This is a genomic window from Streptomyces sp. KL109B (assembly GCF_030766935.1).
Taxonomy (GTDB): Bacteria; Actinomycetota; Actinomycetes; order Streptomycetales; family Streptomycetaceae; genus Streptomyces.
The window spans coordinates 149,895-168,939 of sequence record NZ_JASERL010000006.1; the positions used below are offsets into that span (position 1 = coordinate 149,895).

General features: G+C 73.1%; 12 protein-coding genes. 9 read left to right on the top strand and 3 right to left on the bottom strand.

What is annotated here, in order from left to right; all coding sequences use genetic code 11:
• Positions 1–14: 14 nt before the first annotated feature.
• The gene (locus RBJ65_RS21575) at positions 15–953 is read right to left on the bottom strand and encodes a helix-turn-helix domain-containing protein (protein ID WP_306316850.1); all 939 of its coding nucleotides are present in this window, start codon (positions 951–953) and stop codon (positions 15–17) included.
• A 219-nt stretch (positions 954–1,172) separates the two neighbouring features.
• Here RBJ65_RS21575 and RBJ65_RS21580 point away from each other — a divergent pair, with 219 nt between their 5' ends.
• The 8 genes from RBJ65_RS21580 (at position 1,173) to RBJ65_RS21615 (ending at position 12,470) form a co-directional block, all read left to right on the top strand.
• The gene (locus RBJ65_RS21580) at positions 1,173–2,375 is read left to right on the top strand and encodes a cytochrome P450 (protein ID WP_306316849.1); all 1,203 of its coding nucleotides are present in this window, start codon (positions 1,173–1,175) and stop codon (positions 2,373–2,375) included.
• A gap of 59 nt (positions 2,376–2,434) precedes the next feature.
• Positions 2,435–3,667, top strand: a complete 1,233-nt coding sequence (locus tag RBJ65_RS21585; RefSeq protein WP_306316848.1) for a cytochrome P450 — start codon at positions 2,435–2,437, stop codon at positions 3,665–3,667.
• A 132-nt stretch (positions 3,668–3,799) separates the two neighbouring features.
• Entirely contained in the window at positions 3,800–5,149 is a 1,350-nt protein-coding gene (locus RBJ65_RS21590; protein WP_306316847.1) for a hypothetical protein, read from the top strand.
• Positions 5,150–5,172: 23 nt separating this feature from the next.
• On the top strand, positions 5,173–8,562 hold the full coding sequence (locus tag RBJ65_RS21595) for a protein kinase (RefSeq protein ID WP_306316846.1): 3,390 nt from the start codon (positions 5,173–5,175) through the stop codon (positions 8,560–8,562).
• Between the two features lie 14 nt (positions 8,563–8,576).
• Positions 8,577–9,767, top strand: coding sequence for a hypothetical protein (locus RBJ65_RS21600; RefSeq protein ID WP_306316845.1), 1,191 nt, complete (start codon positions 8,577–8,579; stop codon positions 9,765–9,767).
• A gap of 196 nt (positions 9,768–9,963) precedes the next feature.
• Entirely contained in the window at positions 9,964–10,101 is a 138-nt protein-coding gene (locus tag RBJ65_RS21605) for a hypothetical protein (protein ID WP_306316844.1), read from the top strand.
• The gene (locus RBJ65_RS21610) at positions 10,094–11,155 is read left to right on the top strand and encodes a glycosyltransferase family 2 protein (RefSeq protein WP_306316843.1); all 1,062 of its coding nucleotides are present in this window, start codon (positions 10,094–10,096) and stop codon (positions 11,153–11,155) included. The genes RBJ65_RS21605 and RBJ65_RS21610 overlap by 8 nt, the downstream gene beginning before the upstream one ends.
• A gap of 49 nt (positions 11,156–11,204) precedes the next feature.
• Entirely contained in the window at positions 11,205–12,470 is a 1,266-nt protein-coding gene (locus RBJ65_RS21615) for a cytochrome P450 (RefSeq protein WP_306316842.1), read from the top strand.
• A 59-nt stretch (positions 12,471–12,529) separates the two neighbouring features.
• On the opposite strand, the gene RBJ65_RS21620 is transcribed toward RBJ65_RS21615, so the two are convergent.
• Together RBJ65_RS21620 and RBJ65_RS21625 are read right to left on the bottom strand one after the other, a co-directional pair.
• Positions 12,530–13,861, bottom strand: coding sequence for a M1 family metallopeptidase (locus RBJ65_RS21620; RefSeq protein WP_306316841.1), 1,332 nt, complete (start codon positions 13,859–13,861; stop codon positions 12,530–12,532).
• A 35-nt stretch (positions 13,862–13,896) separates the two neighbouring features.
• Complete coding sequence (locus RBJ65_RS21625) at positions 13,897–17,880, bottom strand: Pls/PosA family non-ribosomal peptide synthetase (protein ID WP_306316840.1); 3,984 nt, start codon at positions 17,878–17,880, stop codon at positions 13,897–13,899.
• Between the two features lie 220 nt (positions 17,881–18,100).
• Here RBJ65_RS21625 and RBJ65_RS21630 point away from each other — a divergent pair, with 220 nt between their 5' ends.
• Positions 18,101–19,045 carry an alpha/beta hydrolase gene (locus RBJ65_RS21630; RefSeq protein WP_306316839.1) on the top strand — a complete coding sequence of 315 codons (945 nt, stop codon included), beginning with the start codon at positions 18,101–18,103 and terminating at the stop codon, positions 19,043–19,045.

Consider the following 19,045-nt stretch of genomic DNA (forward strand, 5'->3'; position numbering starts at 1 on the left):
AGGCCGGCCGGTCGTCACGCCGCGCTGATCCTGCGGTACTCGCCCGGCGTGACGCCGTACTGCTTCTTGAACGTCCGGCCGAACACCGCCGCGTCCCGGAACCCGCACCGCGCCCGGATGGCGTCCACGCTGTGGTCGGCGAGGCCCGGATCGCCGAGGTCGGTCCGGGAGCGCTCAAGGCGCCGGATGCGTACGAAGCCGCCGACCGTCCACTCCTCCTGCTGGAACAGGTGATGCAGATAGCGAACGGAGATGTGGTGCGCACGGGCGATCTCCCCGGGCGACAGGTCCGGATCGGTCAGATGCCGCTCTATGTACGCCATGACCCGCTGTGTCAGCTGCGCCTGCCGCGGCCTGGGCAGCTCGTCCCGCTGCGGGACGGGCCGGTCCCGCAGCGGGCCGCCCGCGACGAACGCGACCACCAGGTCCACCGCCGCCCGCCCCAGCCACACCCGCTGCGCGTACGTGTCGGTGGTGGGCCGGTGTGCGAACTCCTCCAGTAATCGGCGCAGCAGCGCCGCGGGCCCCGAGTCGGTGGGCACCGGCAGCGCGGCGAGCCGGCGCAGTGTCCGCCGGGGCACGGGCAACGTGGCCTCCGGCAGGCGCAGCAGGAGGACCGTGGCCCCCGCCGCCCCGTCGCGCGCGCCACTCGCCCCGCCCGTGCCGTGCCCGGCCGCAAGGACCGATGAACGCAGCGGCCAGGTCTCGTCCCACAGCATCACCTCGCCGGGCGCGATGCGGGTGGACCCGCTGTGCGTGGCCAGCGTCAGGGATCCTTCGGCGGCGAGCACCAGCAGCCACGACGGGGGAGCGGACTGCGGAGGGGGTGGCTGCCGCCCCGGTCGCCGACCGGAGCCGAGGAAACGCAGCGCGGATGTCCGCACCGGCCCCAACTCGGCGTCGTACACGACCTCTAAGCGGCAGACAGTGGTGTGCCCTGTCGGCTCGCGCACTTTGGTAGCCAAGGTCAGTGTCGCCTCCCCGTTTGCGACGTGCTGATCCCGGCCGTCAGGATGCACAGGCCACCGGCCCCAACGGGAACCGTTCACGCATCAACCCCACTATCACCACAAGTCGTTCGCGAATCCGGGGTGCCAGAGGGGCGGGGCGGGCGGCCGAGAACGCACCGCCGCCTATTGACTATCCGTCAGATATGGCCGCACCGTGATCCGATGAGCATCGTCCCGCCGCCCGCCCGATTCCACCCTCGCGGTGCCGAGTCCTGGCGCGACCCGTACGCGATGTACGCGGCCCTGCGCGACCACGATCCGCTGCACCACGTCGAGGACGGCGACTACTGGGTGCTCTCGCGCTACGACGACGTACTGGACGCGCTGCGCCGCCCCGGCGTCTTCTCGTCGCGGCAGGGGCTGACCGTGGTCCGCGACGACATGGCGGCGGCCGGTGTGGACGTCGCGCCGCCGCTGGTGATGCTCGACCCGCCGGAGCACACGGAGTTCCGCTCCCTGCTCACCAAGGGGTTCACGCCGCGCCGCGTGGAGTCCGTCGCCGACGCGGTGCGCGCCTTCGTGCGTGCCGGGCTCGACGCGATCGACGTACGCGCGGCGGCCGGCGAACCGGTCGACCTCGTCGCCGAACTGGCGCGGCCGCTGCCGTGCTTCGTCGTCGCCCACTATCTGGGGGTCGACGAGGCGGACCGGGAGCGATTCGCGGGCTGGACGCGGGCGATCGTGCAGGCGGGCGCAGAGGGCCAGGCACTCGACGCGCACGAGGCCGTCGGCGAACTCTTCGCGTACTTCGGCGACTTGATCGAGCGCCGCCGCGCGCACCCCGCCGACGACACGGTCTCCGACCTCGTACGCGTCATGGCCGACGACCCGCAGGCCGCGATCCGGATCCTCGGTTTCGCCTTCACGATGATCGCGGGCGGCAACGACACGACCATCGGGCTGCTCGGCACCGGTGCCGAACTCCTCACGCGGCGGCCGGAGTTGCGGGAGCGGATCGGGGCGGACCCGGCGTCGGCCGGCCCCTTCGTCGAGGAGGCGCTGCGCCTTGCGTCGCCGGTGCAGGGGCTCGCCCGCACGCTCACCGAGGACCTGACGCTGTACGGCAGGACGGCCCCGGCCGGGAGCAAGGTGCTGCTGCTCTACGGTTCCGCCAACCGCGACCCGCGCGCCTTCGGCCCCCGCGCCGACGAAGCGGACCTGGAACGCACGGCCCCGCAGCACCTGGCCTTCGGCTACGGCCCCCACCACTGCCTGGGCGCGGCGGCGGCCCGCCTCCAGGGGCGGATCGCGCTCACCGAACTCCTCGCCCGCTTCCCGCACTTCACGGTCGACGCCGCGCGTGGCACCTTCGCGGACGGCTGCTACGTACGGCGCTACGAGACGCTGCCGTTCGAAAACTCGTAAGGCTGTAAGGCTCGTAAGGCTCGAACGGTCAGAACGGTTCACAAGGGAGGAACCCTCCAGTGCCCGATGACACCCACGACGCCACGCATGACACCCACGACGCCACCTTCCCCTTCCCTCCCGGCCCCTACGGGAGCCCACCCGCCGCCTACGCCGCGCGCCGGGCCGCCGCCTGTCCGCTCGCTCCCGTGACCCTGCCGAGCGGCGACGAGGCGCTGCTGGCCACCGCCTACGACGACGTGCGCCAGGTCCTCACCGACCCCCGGTTCAGCCGCAACCTGCGCCACCCGGGCGCCCCGCGCATGCTGGCGGACGCCGACTTCTCCGACGACCCGAACGCCCTCGTCAACATGGACCCGCCCGACCACACGCGGCTGCGGCGCATCGTCCAGGCCACCTTCACCCCGCGCCGGGCGGAGAGCTGGCGGCCACGGATCCAGGCGGTCACGGACGAGCTGCTCGACGACCTGCGCGGCCGGGAGGGCCCTGTCGACCTGATGACGGCCTTCGCGTTCCCGCTGCCGATCGCCATCATCTGCGCCCTGCTCGGCGTCCCCGCGCAGCACAGCCCCCGCTTCCGCGCCTGGTCGGACGCCTTCCTGTCCACCAGCACGTCCTCCGCGCCGCAACGCGCGGCGGCCGCCACCGAGTTCTCCGCGTACGTCGACGAACTCATCGCGGCGCGCCGCGAGGCCCCGGGCGACGATCTGCTGGACGCCCTCATCGACGCCCACGACGAGGGCGACCGGCTCAGCGAGGTCGAGCTGGCGCGCATGGTCCGCGGGCTCATCATCGCCGGACACGAGACCACCGGGAACGTCATCGGGCGCGCCGTCGTCACCCTGCTGCGCCACCCCGACCAGCTGGCCGCCCTGCGCGCGGACCCGGAGTCGCTGCTGCCCGCCGCCGTCGAGGAGATCCTGCGCACGGAGGTCCCCGGGCACGGCGGCCTGCTCCGCCTCGCACGCGAACCGGTTTCGCTGCCCTCGGGAGCGGTCGTCGAACCGGGACAGGCGGTCCTCGCCCCTGTCGTGGCCGCGAATTACGACCCCGGCCACTTCCCGGAACCCGAGCGGCTCGACTTCCGGCGCCCCGCCAACAAGCACATCGCCTTCGGGCACGGCCCGCACCACTGCCTGGGCGCCAACCTCGCGCGCGTGGAACTCCAGGTGGCCATCGGCTCGTTGGTCACCGAATTCCCCACGCTCGCGCTCGCCTGCGCGGACCAGGACCTCTCGTGGACCACCGGCAGCCGGGTCTGCGGCCTCCGGAGCCTCCCCGTGACCTGGTGAATCCCGATTCCGTCCGGCGACCCGTCCCTGGCCCGCACCGAGTGTCAGTGGTGTCGGGCATGATGAAAGAGGCTGAACTCACTTCGAGGGACGGGGGGTTGATCGATGCGGGGGAACGGCGGCGGTCCGACCGTGGAAGCTTCGACGGTCGTCCTGGGCGAGATCGGCTGCGACGTGGCGACCCCGGCGATGCTGGAGGGCGCGGGCCTCACCGGGACGGCGCGTGAGGCGGCGCGCCATCTCGCGGTCACCGTCCCCGTCACCGTACGGCCCGCGCGGCCGAAGTCCGAGCTCGACCTGGTGGTCTCCGCGCGGCTGCACGCCCCGCGCGGCTGCCCCGCCCCGGTGGCCTGCGCGCCGACACCGTCGGTGGAGTACGTGGACACCCAGGCGGCGACCAGCGCCAATGTCTCGGTCACGCCGGGCATCGGCACGGTCGGCGGCGGCCTGAACCGGACCACGAACCGCAAGGAACTGGTCAGCAACGTCGTCGGGGTCGGCACGCGGCACGTGGAGTGGACGATCCCGGGCGGACGCGGCCCGGCCGCGGGCAGCCGGGAGTTCAGGTTCTTCGTCCGGCAGGACCAGGGCGAGCTCCGGCACTGCTGGCTGGAGGTCACAGCGTCGGTGCGGGTCCCCCGCGCCTTCGGCGGCGTCGCCTTCCTGCGGCGCACACCGTCGGAGTCCGCGCCGCAGCGCGCGTGGCTGCCACTGGTCGCGGAGAGCGCCCCACAGGCGGGCGCGACGCTCGTCCTCCTCGAAGAGCGCCGCGAGGACAGCGGTGACGGGGGCAGCGGTGACGAGGGCGGAGGTCGCGCGGACAGCGGTGACCAGGCGGCGCGGTTCTATCTCGGGCGCCCGCTGGACCTGCCGCTGGCCGTGACGGCGGACGGCGGACCGACCGTGCGAAGCCCGCGCGGCGAAGGCGCCGCAGTACCCGTCGCGGGCGCCTTCCGCTGGTACGACAGCGTCGACGGGCGGCCCGGCTTCCAGTGGGTCCAGAAGTCCTCGGAGCGCGTCGAGTTGGTCGACAACGAGACGGCGGGGGAGGGCGCGGTGCTCCGGCCCGGCGCCACCGTGTCCGTTCCGGACGGCAGCGTCCTGCGCTTCCCCGACGGCCGCTCGCTGCGCGTCCGGTACGAGGGCGGGCCGACCGCCGGCCGCCCCACCCTCAAGGACGCCCTCGACGTGTCGGTGGTCGTCGACGACGCCGTGCTGACCACACACCGCACCGAGTCGGGTTACGTGACGATCGGGCGCACCCTGAAGGACATCAGCATCAACCGGCCCGACATCAGCCGCACCCACGGAACCCTCGAACTCTCCGGTGACGGCTGGTCGTACACGCACCTCAGCGGCGTCGGCGACGCCGTGCTGCGGCGCGGCGAGGAGGCCGTCGACGTCCGCCGCGACACGACGGTCCGCGTCCAGAGACACGACACCGTCGTGCTCAACAAACACGTGTCCCTCTCCATCGGGTGAGCGCCGAAGGAGCGGGTGAGTCCGTGGGGCCCTGGAACACCGGCGATGTCATCGACGGGCTCTACCAGTTGACCCGCCTCGTCGGCCACGGCGGGATGGGCGTCGTGCACCGCGTACGGCACCTCGGCTGGGGCATCGACCTGGCCGTCAAGTCACCGCTGCCGAGGCACGTGGCCCACCCCGCCGACGCGGAACGCTTCGTGGCCGAGGCACAGACCTGGGTGTCCCTCGGCCTGCACCCGAACGTCTGCAGCTGCTACTACGTACGCGTCCTCGACGGTGTTCCGAGGCTGTTCGCGGAGTACGTGCGCGGCGGCAGCCTGCGCGAGTCCATCGACTCCGGCGCCCTGTACGCCGGGGATCCCGCGACGGTCGTCGCGCGCCTCGTCAGGATCGGCTGCCAGCTGGCGCGCGGACTCGAATTCGCCCACGACAGCGGCGTACTGCACCGCGACGTGAAACCGGCCAACGTACTGCTCGACAGCGGCGTCGACGGAGTCGCGAAGATCACCGACTTCGGGATCGCCCAGGCGCTGTCCACGGGCCCCGGCGGTCCGTCCGGAGGCGGACTGACCCCCGCGTACGCCTCGCCGGAGCAACTGCGCGGCAACGGCCCGCTGGGCCGGGCGTCCGACGTCTACAGCTTCGCGGTGTCCGTACGGGAGATGTTCGGCGCGGCGGCGTCGGCACGGTCCGCGACCACCGCCACCACCGTCGGCACGGTCGGAGCCGTGACCCGCGCGACGTACGACAGCCATCCGGCCACGGGACCCGTGGAGCCTTCGGAGGAACCGGCGCGGCGGTACATGCCGGAAGCCCTCGCACACCTCCTGGACCGCTGCCTCACCGAGGACCCGCGCTCCCGGCCCGATTCGATGGCCGACATCGCGGGCGAACTGGAGGACATCCACGCCCGGTTGGACCCCGCCGCCCCGCGCCTCGTGCCACCCACGCGGGCCGAACTGCGCGCGGCCGAGTACAACAACCGCGCCCTGTCCCTGCTCGACCTCGGGGAACAGGAACGGGCCGCCGACCTGCTGCGCAAGGCACTCGAAGCGGACCCCCAGCACCTCGACGCCACGTACAACGCGGGACTCATCGGGTGGCGGCGCGGCGAGACCACCGACGTCGCCCTGCTCTCCGCGCTGCGGGTGGCGGGCCGGCACGCCGGAGACCCGTGGCACGCGCGCGTGTTGACGGCGCAGGCGCACCTGGAGCGCGGCGCCGTGGACAGCGCCCGAGGACTCCTGGAACGGGTCGCGCACGAGCACGCCGACGAACCGGAGACACGCGCCGCGACCGAGGCCCTGGACTCCCCGCGCCTCGGCCACCTGTCGGCCACCTCGACGACGCGCCTGCCCTGGTACCCGGACCGGACCCTCCCGCCCTTCGGCCAGGTCGCGTTCACGCGTGACGGAACACATGTGATCAGCGGCGAATCGACCGGCACGACCCGCCTGTGGGACGCCGCCACCGGCCAGTGCCTGCGCGGCTGCGAGAACCCCGGGACCCGGTCCATCGACGTCAGCAGCGTCGACGGCACATTCGGTCTGACGCTCGCCCGCGGCGAGTGCGTCCGCCTGTGGAACTTCGAAACGGGGCGCTCGCTGCGCATGTACACCCCGGTCGGCGACGAGTCGGTGCAGGCCCTGCGCCTGTCTCCCGACCAGACGACGGCGTACGCGGTCACCCGGGACGGCGAACTGCTCGGCTGGAACCTCCAGCGGGGCACGGAGACGCCGCGCGGCGCGCTCGTGCTCCGTGAACGCTTCGACGAGCGCGCCGTCTTCGCCATGGCGGAGGTGAGCCCCGACGGTTCCACGCTCCTCGTCCACCGCGGAGACCCCGAAGGCCGGCTGCGTCTCGTGTGCCCCGGCTCCCCGGACCGCTCCCGCCTCCTCACCGACTCCTGCGCGCGCGTGTCGGCCATGGCGTGGAGCGCGGACGGCGCCCGCGTGGTCGTCGCGAGCGACGACGCGGCGATACGCGTGTGGAACGTACGCACCGGCGCTTGCGAGCGCAGCCTGACGACGGTCACCGGCATCACGTCCCTCGCCCTCGACGACGACACCCGGTGGGCGCTCACAGGGAACGAGGACGGCACCGTCTGCCTGTGGGACCTCGCCGAATCGCGCTGCGTTCGTACGCTGGAGGGGCACACGGCGGGGGTGTGCGACGTCTGGCTCTCCCCGGACGGCCGGCACGCCCGGTCCGTCGCCGCGGACGACACCGTGCGCTCCTGGGAGTTCCGCGTCCCCGTCGGATACGTCGCCGCGCTGCGGGTGAGCCGCCCCCACCCGGTGGTCGACCTCACGCACTTCGGCGACCGGGCGCGCGAACTGACGGTCCGGGCGGAGACGGCTGTCGCCGCCACCCGCTACCGCGCCGCGCACCAACTCCTTGTAGAGGCACGCGCGTTGCCCGGTTACGAGCGCGATGTGCGGCTGCTGCGGGCCTGGCGGGAACTCGCGGACCGGTTCCCCCGGACCGGGCTGCGCACGGCGTGGATCACGCGCACGATGTCCGTACCCGGGACGTCGCTGCGCAGGGTGCGGACCAGTGTCTGCGACGACGGGCGGTACGCGACGTGCGGGACGCTCCTCGGGGCGAACGTATGGGATCTGCGCGCCGGTGTGCCGCTGTTCGACCTCGACGACGGAGTGCTGGCGACGCGCCTCGACGCCGGAGGCGACCGGGTCGCCGCGGTGATGGTCTCGGGAACGATGCGCGTGTGGTCGACGTCGGAGCGGGCACCGCTCGCCACCGTCGTACCGGAAGAGCCGCGCATCCTCACGACGGCCGCCGTCTCCGCCGACCTCGGCCAGGCGCTCACCGCGGACACCGCACACGAACTCCGCCTCTGGGACCTCGCGGGAGCAGGGCCCCCGCGCACGCTCACCGGACACACCTCCAGCGTCAGCGCCGTCTCCCTCAGCGCCGACGGCCGCACCGCGGTCTCCGGCGCGGCCGACTCCCTGCGCCTCTGGGACCTGCCGAGCGGCCGCTGCCTGCTCGACATCCCGGCCGACGACACCTACGGCCCGCACGACGTACGGGTGTCGAAGGACCGCCGCACCGTCGTCGCCTGCGGGTTCGACGAGCCGTACCTGCGCATGTGGAACGGCGCGGGGGAGCGCCTGCACGCGTTCGCCGGACAGGCGGGCCTGCCGGACCGCGTGGTGTGTCTCGCCCTGAGCGCGGACGACCGGTTCGTCTTCGCGGGCGACATGGCGGGCACCGTCACGGTCTGGTCCGTGCGGACCGGGGACCTGGTGCACACCCTCGAAACGGGCCGGAGCGGGGTGCTCGATCTGCGGATGACACCGGACGGGCGACATCTGCTCGTCGGCGGGTTCGACGGCACGGCGAGCCTGTGGGAACTGGACTGGGAGTTCACCGTGCCGGACTCCTGAGAACGGGGAAGTTCATGCGCAACGAACTCAGGGTCGCCGACGACATCCGCGCGGCCCTCGGAGCCGCGACCGTGCGCAAGCTGCACGACCAGCTGGTGCCGGTGGACTGCCTGACCTGCGGTGAGGAGATCATCGACACGGACGCCCTCAACCTCGCGATCGACGACGTGAACGCCGGCCTCTTCGCCACCCTCCACCACGAGGAGTGCCGCCCGTCGGCATGGGCGCACCACACGCCCGAACAGGCCCAGCACCTCAAGGTCAATCTGACGTGGCGGGCCCGCGTACTGGAGTGGGAGGAGGTGACACCCGTGCTGATCGTGAACCCGTCGTGCGAGGCGGCGGTGCTGTTCCGGTCGGACCCGCCCATCAGGGCCTGGACCATCGGCACGCTGAACAGGTGCGCGGGCGCCGGATTCGTTCCGGCCCATGGACTCTCGCAGCGCCGAACCGTGGAAGGGCTCAGGGCGCGCCTCGAACCGACGCGGCTGACCGTGCTGGCCGAGAGCGGCCCACTGGAAGGCACGTCGTGGCACGCCGAGATCTCCGATGCCGGACTCTCCCGAGTACGGGCGGCAGGGAGCGTCGTCGTCGCCGTGACCACGGGACTCGACCCGAAGGGCGCCCCCGTCACGCCGGCGCTCCTGGCGGAACTGTCCAACAACGACGACGTGTTGTACTCAGTGGCCCCGATCGAACAGCCCACGCCGAAGCTCGACCCGGAGCGCCTGCTGCCGGTCATCGAACTGGTCCGCAGGGGCATGGGCTCCGTACCCAGCGACGAACACCTGGCCATGACGCTGCTGCTCTACCAGCACGGCACCACGCAGGGCGCCATGCCACGCCCGAAGGGCAACGACCTGCTGGTGGTGGTGTCCCTGCTGGCCGGGGTGTGTTACGGGAGCGACGGCGCGCTGCACGTGCTGACGGACGACCACCGCACGGCGCGCCGCGTACTGGACGCCTGCCGGAAGGTGTTCGGCAAGGGCGGGGCCGCCGTCAGCCGGTTCGGCGAGCCGAGTTTCACGTCGGAACGGCGCATCTCCGTCGGCACCTACGAGGAAGTCGCCGCGGCGCGACGACGCTTCGACAACGGCCGCCGCCCGTCCGCCGACCACCTGCCGGTCGCGCTGGCCGTCGACCCCGTGCCCGACAGCGAGCGTGCCGTGGTGCGCAGCCGCTACAGCCGACTCATCGAAATGTGACGGGAACCCCTGAGGGGCTCCTGGAGGACTCTTGGCGGAACTCCCCGATCGAGTGGGGAAGTTGTCCACAACGGCCGGTCCATCCGCAGATATGAGGCGGCCCGAGGCTCCGCGTCCGGCATCGGGCTAGCTTCGTTGGTGAGCGCGAAGGCGATGCGCCGAAGCGAAGCAGCGGATGACATGACGGGGGAGCGGTATGGGCAGTGGACTGCCGGTTGTCGGGGTGAGCGTGCTCGTGTACGCGACGGTGGGCGCCGCCGTACTGATCAAGGCCGGAGTGGCCGGAGCGCGGCGGCTCTGGCTCGTACGGGGACGGGGGCGGCGCCATGCGTGACGTGACGGTGATCGTGCCCGCGCACAATGAGGAGGCCGGGCTCCCGGCGACGCTGGAGTCGATCGCGGCGCAGACCGTGCCGCCGAGCCGGGTGATCGTGGTGGACGACGCCTCCGCCGACGCCACCGGCGAGGTCGCGAAGCGGTACGGCGCCGAGGTGCTGCGCCCGCCGGACAACCTCGGAAGCAAGGCGAAGGCGCAGAACTACGCGCTGCCGCACTGCACTTCGGAGCTCGTGCTCGCGGTGGACGCGGACACGGTGCTTGCGCCGGACTACATCGAGAAGGTCGCGCCGGTCTTCGCCGACCCGCGCGTGACGATCGCCGCGGGCAATGTGCAGACCAGGTTCGCCCGCACGGTGTGGGAGCGGGGCCGGTCGGTGGAGTATCTGCACGGATTCCACTGGCAGCGGCCGATCCAGGCGGGTGCGGGCAGCCCGATGGTGTGCTCGGGGTGCTGCTCGATGTTCCGCCGCGAGGCGCTCGGTGAGCACGGCTTCCCGGAGCGGACCATCGTGGAGGACATGGACTTCACGTGGTCCCAGCAGATCGCGGGGCGGCGCGCGGTGTACGTGGGGGACGCGGTGGCCAGGGCGGCCGACCCGGAGAGCCTGCTGTATCTGCGCAAGCAGGTGTGGCGGTGGATGGCGGGCTTCTGCCAGAACGTGCGGCTGCACACGGGGCAGTTGGCACTGCGCAAGCCGATGCTCGCGCTGTGGGTGACGCTCGCGCTGATGGAGATCCTGCTCGCGCCCCTGTGGTGGGGTGCGCCCTTCGTGCTCACGCTCGGGTACGGCCGCCCCGCCCTGGAGACGTTCGGCTGGTGGCTCGGCTCCGAACTCGCTTTGACGCTACCCCCGTTGGTCTACGCGGCGCGCAGACGACGGGTGCCACTGCGGCAAGTGCTCCTGAACCTGCCATGTGTCTACCCGACCAAACTCGTCAATGTCGTCTATGCCTGGAAGGCGGTGGTGGTGGAACTGGTCCTTGTGCCACTGGGCCGGTCGAAGGGCCTGGTGGTGTACGAGAAGGGCCGTGCGTCGATGATCGCGTGAGGTACGGTCCCACGGTCGCCGTACCGCACCCCAGTTCAGGAGCCCGAGAGTGACCGAGCGCGCGCCTTCGCCCCGTATAGCCATCGACCCGTTCGGCGCCGACCTGCCGGCCGAGGCCGCGCGACTGCGCGCGGCGGGATCCGTGGTCCCCGTCGAACTGCCCGGCGGAATACCGGCCTGGGCGCCCACCCGCTACGACACCCTCCGGGCGCTCATCCTCGACCCGCAGGTCAGCAAGGACCCGCGCAAGCACTGGTCGCTCTGGGCCGAGGTCGGCGAACACCCGGAGTGGGGCTGGGTATTGGGCTGGGTCGGCGTGGTCAACATGCTCTCCACGTACGGCCCGGACCACACCCGGCTGCGCAAGCTTGTCGCGCCCAGCTTCACGGCCCGCCGCACCGAGCTGATGCGCCCGCGCGTGGAGAAGATCACCGAGGAACTCCTCACGGCCCTCGACGAGCCGGCTGGCGGGAAGGCCGACGACGGGGTCGCGCCCGGCGCGGTCGTGGATCTGCGAGTCACCTACGCCAACCAGCTCCCGATGCAGCTGATCTGCGAACTCTTCGGCGTCCCCGACCACTTGCTCGGCCCGGTCGGCGACCTCGTCGCGGCCATCATGGACACCTCCGACCCCAGCCCCGAGCACGGCGCGTACGTGCAGCGGCAGATCGGCACAGTGCTGCCCGCGCTCATCGCGTACCGCGCCGAGCACCCCGGCGACGACATGACCACCGAACTGCTGCGGGTGCGCGCGGAGGACGGCGACCGGCTCAGCGAGGAGGAGTTGCTCTACACCCTGCTCCTGGTCATCGGCGCCGGCTTCGAGACGACCGTCAATCTGATCGGCAACGCGGTCGTCGCGCTGCTCACCCACCCCGAACAGCTCGCCGCCGTCCGCTCGGGCGAGCTGACCTGGGACGCCGTCATCGACGAGACGCTGCGTGTGCACCCGTCCATCGCCAGCCTGCCGCTGCGCTTCGCGGTCACCGACGTGACGGTCGACGGGGTGACGATCCCGGCGGGCGACGCCATCCTCACGACGTACGCCGCCTCCGGCTACGACCCCGAGCACTACGGGCCCACGGCCACCGAGTTCGACGCGACGCGCGGCGCCGACGACCACATGTCCTTCGGTATCGGAGTGCACCGCTGCATCGGCGCCCCGCTCGCCCGCCTGGAGGCCCGCACCGCCCTGCCCGCGCTCTTCGACCGCTACCCGGACCTGCGGCTCGCCGTCGACGAAGCGGACCTGCGCCAGGTGCCGTCGTTCATCGCGTACGGCTGGCAGAAGATCCCGGTCCGCCTGCACGGCTGAGTGCCTGCACGGCTGAGCGCCTGCACGGCTGAGTCGCGCTCCGGGACGCCGCGTACCGCCTACGAACCCGCCGCGGGGACCGGCAGCTCCGGTAGCGCCGTCCCGTGCACCCACGCGCGGAACACGTCGTCGACGGGGTGCCGGGCGAACCGTGCCACGTGGGCGGCGAACATGTCAGTCGTGACGACGCCGTGCCGGTGCGCGTCGGTCCAGGAGCGCAGCGCGGGGAAGAAGGCCGCGTCGCCGAGCGCGTGGCGCAGGGCGTGGACCGCGAGGGCACCGCGCTCGTAGAGGCGGTCGTCGAACATGCTCTTACGGCCGGGGTCGGCAAGGGACAGATTCTCGGGCAGCTCCGCGAGCAGCCGGTGGGCGGCGGCGGCCAGGTCCTGGGCGGTCCGGCCGCCGGAGCGCTCGCACCACAGCCACTCCGCGTACTTGGCGAGGCCCTCGTTGAGCCAGATGTGCCGCCAGTCGGCGACGCTGACGCTGTTGCCGAACCACTGGTGCGCCAGCTCGTGCGCGATCAGCCGCTCAGCGCCACGGGCGCCGTCCACATGGTTGGTGCCGAACAGCGACAGGCCCTGCGCCTCCACGGGCACGTCGAGTTCCTCGTCGGTGACCACGACCGCGTACTCGGCGAACGGGTAGGGGCCGAAGAGGTCCTGGAACAGGTCCATCATCCGCGGCTGCCGCGCGAAGTCGCGGGAGAACTCGGTGAGGAGGTGCGCCGGGAAGTGGCCGGTCTGCGGGACCCCGTCGAGGCCAGGGTCGCCGAGCAGCGCCGTCCGGAACCGGCCGATGGCCAGGCCGACCAAGTAGCTTGAGGTCGGGGCGGGTTGCTCGTACAGCCAGGTCGTGGTCGAGGCACCCGTGGTGCGCGTGAGGAGACGGCCGCCGATCACCACCTGGTACGCGGACGGGGTGGTGAGGGAGATCTGGTAGGCGGCCTTGTCGGCGGGCCGGTCGTTGCACGGATACCAGGAGGGGGCGCCGACGGGCTGGCTCGCGACGAGCGCGCCGTCCGTCAGCTCCTCCCAACCCAGGCCGCCCCAGGGGCTCTTGACCGGTCTCGGATTGCCGGAGTAGTGCACCTCGACGGTAAACGCGGCGCTCGCGACGAGCGGCTTCGCCGGCCGGACCCGCAGGCGCCCGCCGCGCAGCGTGTAGTGCGCGGGGCGGCCGTCGACGCGGATCCGGCCGATGCGGAAGTCCGACAGGTTGAGCTGGAACTCGTCGAGCTCGGCGGCGCCGACGATGGCGCTGAGGCGGGCCGTGCCGGACAGCCGGTTGGGGGCGGGCCGGTAGTCGAGGTCGAGTTCGTAGCGGTGCACGCGGTAGCGGGAGTCACCATTGGACGGGAAGTACGGGTCCACCTTGGGCTGACCGTTCACGACTCGTCCGCTCCCTCTCCCTCGGGTCCCTCGGATCACGGGTGCCAGGCCTCTATCGGGTTGCCGAGCCACCGGCTGCCCGGCGGCACCGACTCGCCGGCCATCACCAGGGACGCGGGCCCCAGCGTGCTGCGCGCACCGATCTCGCTGCCCGGCAGCACGATTCCGCCCGGGCCCAGGGTGGCGCCCTCGCGAAGGGTCACAGTATCCGTCCGCAAGATCCGGTCGTGGAAGAGGTGCGTCTGAACGACACAGCCCCGGTTCACGCTCGCCCCCGCCTCCAACGTGACCAGGTCGGTCTCCGGCAGCCAGTAGCTCTCGCACCACACGCCCGCCCCGACCCGCGCGCCGAGCCCGCGCAGCCACGCGGTCAGCACCGGAGTGCCGGGCACCGCGCCCGCCAGCCACGGCACCGCCACCATCTCCACGAACGTGTCCGCCAGTTCGCCCCGCCACACGAAACCGCACCACAGCGGGTGCTCGCCCGCGCGATGGCGGCCCACCAGCAGCCACTTCGCCACGATCGACACCCCGCACGCGATGCTCCCCGCCGCCAACAGCACGAGCCCGCTGCCGAGCGCCGCCACCCACAGGCCGTACGCCGCCGACACCGCCGCGAGCGCTCCGACGACGCCGACGACGAGTGCCGCAGAGCAGAACACCGGGACCAGACGGCCCAGTTCGACGGCGCCGCGCGCCCAGCGCAGCCGGAGCGACGGCGCGTACGTGCGGCCCGGATCGGCGCCGGCGGCCGGGCGCGGCAGCCGGACCGGCGGCAGACCCAGGTACGAACCGCCCCGCTCGGCCTTCTTCGGCGTCGCCGACAGGACGCCGACCAGACCGTCGTCCGGCACCGTGCGGCCGGGCGCCGTCATGCCCGAGTTGCCGAGGAACGCCCGGCGCCCGATCTCCGCACGCCCGATCCGCACCCACCCGCCCCCGAGTTCGTACGGAGCGGTCAACGTGTCGTCGGCGAGGAACGCGCCGTCGCCGACCGTGGTCAGCCCCGGCAGCGCGAGCACCGTCGACACCTCTGCGCCCCGGCCCACCCGCATTCCGAGCAGCCGCATCCACACGGGCGTCACAAGGCCCGCGTACAGCGGGAAAAGCGTCTGCCGCGACCGGTCCATCAGCTGGATGACGGTCCACGACTGCCAGCCCGCCCGGCTGTGCACGGGGAACGTCCCGGCGGCCAGGCCGCGTCCCGCGAGCCGGACACCGGCCAGGATCAGCAGCGCGTACGTGAGTCCGTACGCGAGGGCCGCGGGCGCGACGGCGAGCAGCCCGCCGCGCACGGCCGCGCCGAGCCCGACGCCCGGCGGCACGAAGGCGCGCGCCACGAGCAGCGCCGCGACGGCGGCCAGGAGCGGCAGGAGCAGCGTGAGGGCGAGGCCCGTCGCCCCGTACATCGCGCGCCAGCGGGCCGTGCGCGGCGGCCGTTGCTTCGGCCACTCCCGCTTGGCCTTGCCGAGCTTGACCGCGGGGGAGCCCGCCCACCGCTGACCGGTCGGCACATGGCCCCGGACGGCGGAGCCCGGCGCGATCTCGGCCCGCTTGCCCACGCGGGCACCCGGGAACAGCACGCTGCGGGTGCCCACGACGGCGCCCGCGCCGACCTTCACCGCGCCGATCACCAGACGGTCGCCGTCCAGCCAGTGCCCGCACAGGTCGACCTCGCTCTCCACGGCGCAGCCGCGCCCCAGCTTGAGCAGCCCGGTCACCGGGGGCAGCGAGTGCAGATCGACGTCGGCGCCGACCCTGGCGCCGAGCGCGCGGGCGTACCGCTGCAGCCACGCGCCGGTCAGCGAGGTCGCGCCGCTGAGCTCGGCGAGGCGTTCGGCGGTCCACAGCCGCAGGTGGACGCCGCCGCCGCGCGGATACGTGCCGGGGCCGACGCCGCGCAGCAGCAGCCGGGCGCCGCCCGCCGCCACGGCGAGCCGCCCCGGCGGGCTGAACAGGAGCAGCGCCACCGGAGCGATCAGCCACCAGGAGCCGGTCGGCGCCCACGTGTACCCGCCGCCGAACAGGTGCAGGACGTTGGCAAGCGCGGCGAGCGCGACCGTCCAGCGCAGCCCGGTGAGCGTGAACAGCGGCAACAGGAGCGCGAGTTGGGCGACCTGGGCGCGCCTCGGCACCGGCGTGATGACGCGCTCCGCGGCGTCCTCCCGGGCCGACTTCTCCAGGCGGCGCGCCAGCTTGCGCAGCACGGGCCGCTCGTAGACGTCGATGACGGCGGCGCTCGGGTAGCGGGTGCGCAGCCGCGTGGTGAGCCGGGCGGCGGCGAGGCTGCCACCCCCGATGGCGAAGAAGTCGTCGTGCGCGCCCGTGACGGGCACCCCGAGGATCGCGCTCCACTGTTCGGCGAGCCAGGCCTCCGCGCCTTCGAGCGGCTGCCCGGCCCCTGAGCCCGTGACGGCCGCCAGGTCGGGCAGCGGCCACGGCAGCGCGTCCCGGTCGACCTTGCCGGAGGTGCGGGTGGGCAGCTCGGCGACGGGCGCCAGCAACGGCACGAGCGCGGCCGGGAGTTGGGCCCGCAACTGCTCCACGGCCGCCGCGTGCCGCCAGCCCTCCTGGGTGACGAGATAGCCGACGAGCAGCTGATTGCCGCCGAGAGCGGTGCGCACGGCGCAGGCCGCGCCCGCGACACCCGGCAGCGCCTGCAGCGCGGCGTCGACCTCGCCGAGTTCGATGCGCCGCCCGCCGAGCTTGACCTGTTCGTCGCTCCGCCCGAGGAAGACCAGGCCCTCGGCGTCGGCCTTGACGAGGTCGCCGCTGCGGTAGGCGCGCTGCCAGCCGAGCGCGGGCAGCGGCGCGTACTTCTCGGCGTCCTTGACCGGGTCGAGATAGCGCGCCAACCCCGCGCCACCGATGACGAGTTGACCGCACTCGCCCATCGGGACGAGCCGCTCGTCCGCGTCGACGACGGCGAGCTCCCAGCCCGCCAGCGGCAGCCCGATCCGCACGGGCTCGGCGCCGGTCAGCAGCGAGGCGCAGGCGACGACGGTGGCCTCGGTGGGCCCGTACGTGTTCCACACCTCGCGGCCCTCGGTGACCAGCCGCCGCGCCAGCTCGGGCGGACACGCCTCGCCGCCGAAGATCAGCAGCCGTACGTCGTTGAGGTGCTCCGGCTCCCACAGCGCGGCCAGCGTCGGCACGGTGGACACCACGGTGATCTCCTGCTCGGCCAGCCAGGGCCCGAGGTCGGCGCCGCCGCGCACCCGCGAGCGCGGCACCGGCACCAGGCAGGCGCCGTGCCGCCACGCCAGCCACATCTCCTCGCAGGACGCGTCGAACGCCACGGAGAGGCCCGCCATGACCCGGTCGCCGGGACCGATCGGCTCGTCCGCGAGGAACAGCGCGGCCTCCGCGTCCACGAACGCCGCGGCACTGCGGTTGCTGACGGCGACCCCCTTCGGGCGCCCCGTCGAACCGGACGTGAAGATGACCCACGCGTCGTCCTCGGGCGCGGGCCGCCCGGCCGCAACGGGCGAGGGCCGCGACCGGTCGACGGTGAAGGCGTGCCCCGCCCCGATCACCGTCCGCACCCCCGCCTCCCCGAAGACGAGTTCGGCCCGCTCGTCCGGATCCTCGGCGTCCACCGGCACATAGGCGGCGCCCGCCGCGAGGACCGCGAGGATCGCCACGTACAAGTCGTTCGTGCCCGACGGCACCCGCACCCCGACCCGGTCGCCGCGCCCCACCCCCGCCCCGGCCAGACGGCGGCGCAGCCCGTCGACCTCGGCGTCCAGCGCGCGATACGTCAGACGGCGCACGCCGTCGTCGAGGGCCGGTTCGTCGGGGTGGGCCCGCACGGTCGCGGCCAGGACGTCGACCAGGGTCCGCGGCGCGGGCGCCGCCCCCGTGCGGAAGCGGGCCGGAGCTGCGGGCGGTGCGGCGGGCGGTGAACCGAGCCGTGCCTCAAGCCCTGAGCCGAGCGGGGCATCGAGCGGTGCGCCGAGCCGTTCGGTCAGCTCCGCTTCGAGCAGGCCGAGCCCGTCGTGTGCGCGCGTGGCATCCATCGAACCCCAACGTCGTAACGGCGGCGGCCCACGGGTGTGACACAAGTTCCCCCGGGCTGCCCGGAGTTGTCCGGCAGGGCCGGACAACCGGGACATGCTACGACGCAGCCGGTGCCTTCCGGGGGCTGGACCCCGTGAGGATCTCCGGCGAGCATGGCCCGTGCACCGTACGAGCATCACCTCCGAGGCGGCGGCAACACATCGACGAGGGGACGGCCGTATGCCACTGGAACCGGTCACGCAGGCGTTTTTGGCGGCCCTGGCCGAAACCGACGGACCCGCGATGCACGAGTCGACACCGGCGGTCGCCCGGCTGCACGGCCCGGTCCTGTCCGGCCTCAGCGGGCGCGGCCCGGAGGTCGGCGAGGTGCGGGACGTACGGATCGACGTAGGCGACGGCGAACGGCTGCGCACCCGCGTGCTGCGCCCCGCGGGCACCCCGCAGGCGGTCGTCGTGTACTTCCACGGCGGCGGCTGGGTGCTCGGGGACATCGACCTGCAGTACGACCACGTGGGACGCCGGCTCGCGAACGCGACGCAGTCGACGGTGGTGCTGGTCAACTACCGCAAGGCGCCCGAGCACCCGTTCCCGACGGCCGTCGAGGACAGCTGGGCCGGACTCGCCTGGGCCGCAGAGCACGCGGCCGAACTCGCCCCGGACGGCGCCCCGCTGCTCGTCGCGGGAGACAGCGCGGGCGGCAACATCGCGGCGGTCATGACCCGTTGGGCCCGCGACCGGGGCGGCCCGGACCTCGACGGACAGGTGCTGATCTACCCGGTCACCGACTGCGACCTGGAACGGCCCTCGTACCTCGCGCCCGAGAACCAGCTCCTCCTGGCCCGGGACACCATGGCCTGGTTCTGGAGCCACTATCTGCCCGACGAGCGGGCCCGCGCCCACCCGGACGCGTCTCCGCTGCGCGCCGACAGCCTCGCGGGACTGCCCCCGGCGCTCGTCTACGTCGCCGAGTACGACCCGCTGCACGACGAAGGCGTCGCCTACGCGGACGCCCTGCGCGACGCGGGCGTCCCGGTCACGCTGCAGGAAGCGGCGGGCCAGATGCACGCGTACTTCCAGATGGCGGGGATCCTGCCGGGCTTCGAGGACGGGCTGCGGCTCGTGGCGGAGCACATCAACAAGCTCGTCGCCGGAAGGACGGTGTGA

Excerpts from the sequence above, each read along its gene's own strand:
- RBJ65_RS21610 (WP_306316843.1), top strand. The coding sequence starts at position 10,094 with ATGCGTGACGTGACGGTGATCGTGCCCGCGCACAATGAGGAGGCCGGG.
- RBJ65_RS21605 (WP_306316844.1), top strand. The coding sequence starts at position 9,964 with ATGGGCAGTGGACTGCCGGTTGTCGGGGTGAGCGTGCTCGTGTACGCG.
- RBJ65_RS21580 (WP_306316849.1), top strand. The coding sequence starts at position 1,173 with ATGAGCATCGTCCCGCCGCCCGCCCGATTCCACCCTCGCGGTGCCGAG.
- RBJ65_RS21625 (WP_306316840.1), bottom strand. The coding sequence starts at position 17,880 with ATGGATGCCACGCGCGCACACGACGGGCTCGGCCTGCTCGAAGCGGAG.
- RBJ65_RS21630 (WP_306316839.1), top strand. The coding sequence starts at position 18,101 with ATGCCACTGGAACCGGTCACGCAGGCGTTTTTGGCGGCCCTGGCCGAA.
- RBJ65_RS21600 (WP_306316845.1), top strand. The coding sequence starts at position 8,577 with ATGCGCAACGAACTCAGGGTCGCCGACGACATCCGCGCGGCCCTCGGA.